General features: G+C 26.1%; 2 protein-coding genes. Both read left to right on the plus strand.

All coding sequences use genetic code 11. The features are described 5' to 3' along the window. On the plus strand, window positions 1-432 hold a 432-nt coding region (locus tag QZ306_RS10575; RefSeq protein ID WP_295163670.1), incomplete at its 5' end, for a Ulp1 family isopeptidase. Window positions 433-570: 138 nt separating this feature from the next. Continuing rightward, window positions 571-1,326 (plus strand): hypothetical protein, encoded by a 756-nt coding sequence (locus QZ306_RS10580; RefSeq protein WP_295163671.1) that lies wholly within the window; start codon window positions 571-573, stop codon window positions 1,324-1,326. Window positions 1,327-1,515: the final 189 nt, after the last annotated feature.

Here is a 1,515-nt window from a genome sequence, read left to right on the forward strand (position 1 = left end):
GTGAAAAGAATAGGTCATGTAGCCTTAATGTCCCCTGATTGGTTTTATTATCTATATGAGAATCCGAAACAAGAAGCAGAGGACTCTCTCTTTGATTACCTTAGTAAATCACCACAGTTTAATAAGAAACCAATTGATTATTATGATGTTATTTTAATTCCTGCTGAACTAGAGGAACATTGGATATTATTAGTAATCGATAATGACAATAAAGATATCGGTGTATATGATTCGAACATGAAAACATATCCAGATATTTGTAAAATAATGAATAAATTCTTGAAATCACAAGGCATTAATCAGAAATATCCAATTCTGATTATTTGTGCCATGGCACACTTTTTAAGATTTTATGTCATATACATAATGAACGTTAAAAATAAGAATAAGAATATATTGATTCAGAATGATAATCGAAAAAATATTTATTAATAAATAAATATATTTTTGTATTTTATTTTTAAATTTTGGCATATCTTTTAATTTCATCGATCATATATTAAAGAATTTTTTTTTTGTTGTTTTTATTTCAAAATTTTAAAATTTTCATCTCATTATAATATTTTCAGTATGGCTCTTTTAGGCCATTCTTTGTGTTTAAATGGTCAAGTATTTAATATCCCTCCATCTATGGCTATTTTAAATAAATTTAAGACAAACATTGGCGATCAACTGCTAAGAGAAATGAGATATAATATTCAAGCAAATGTTCCAACAGATACATTTCATGAATATTTTAATTATTTAACAATTGAAAATTATAGACCAGAAATAACTATGGAAAATATTCATGATTTTAGAAGATTACATCATGAACTTTCAAATGACAATACAGCTTATTTTTTCAATCCAGAGTATGATTATTGGGACAATATACATACTTCAAGATCCGCACGTGGAAATCAACAAGAGATGTTTGACGCAATTAAAGAAATAGCTAAACATTTGGATTTTTATTTAGAACATTATAGAAAAGAAATGTATGATTTACCTTTTAAAACTCTTTATGATATTTTTTATCATAATGAACGCGTTTTAAATAATCATAATTTGGGATATGATTTCGTTACAAAACAGCATCTTTATAGAGAAAATGTCGATAATAAGTTGTTTTCTTTGTTGCCTTCTTTAGATGGTACTAAATTGTCTTCTGAAAATCGTTCTGATGCAATTACACATGCCCAGGATCATTTTGGTTTTCTACCTTTTTTTAATGAAATTTATACTAATTCGCCTTTAATGGAAAGGTTCAAAGAACTTTCGATTGCTGGATTTTCTGTAATTGCATCAATTGCACTTGGGAATATCATAAGGCATAGAAGATAAAAAGATTATACATATGCATTTAAACAATAGATACAACTTTTTGAATTGCCATTTAAAAAGTATCAATAAGTATTAAAAAGTTTAAATAAAATGCAAAAAATTTTTAATTCTATTTTAGTTTATTTGAAATAATTTGAGACTTTCATCTGCAGAAAATGTATTTTGTGGCCAAAGTATTGAGTTCGAAAC

The organism is uncultured Brachyspira sp., assembly GCF_910588665.1.
In the GTDB taxonomy this organism is placed as follows: domain Bacteria; phylum Spirochaetota; class Brachyspiria; order Brachyspirales; family Brachyspiraceae; genus Brachyspira.

What these genes read in the sequence shown, in the direction of transcription:
- QZ306_RS10580 (WP_295163671.1), top strand. Translation starts at nt 571, where the DNA reads ATGGCTCTTTTAGGCCATTCTTTGTGTTTAAATGGTCAAGTATTTAAT.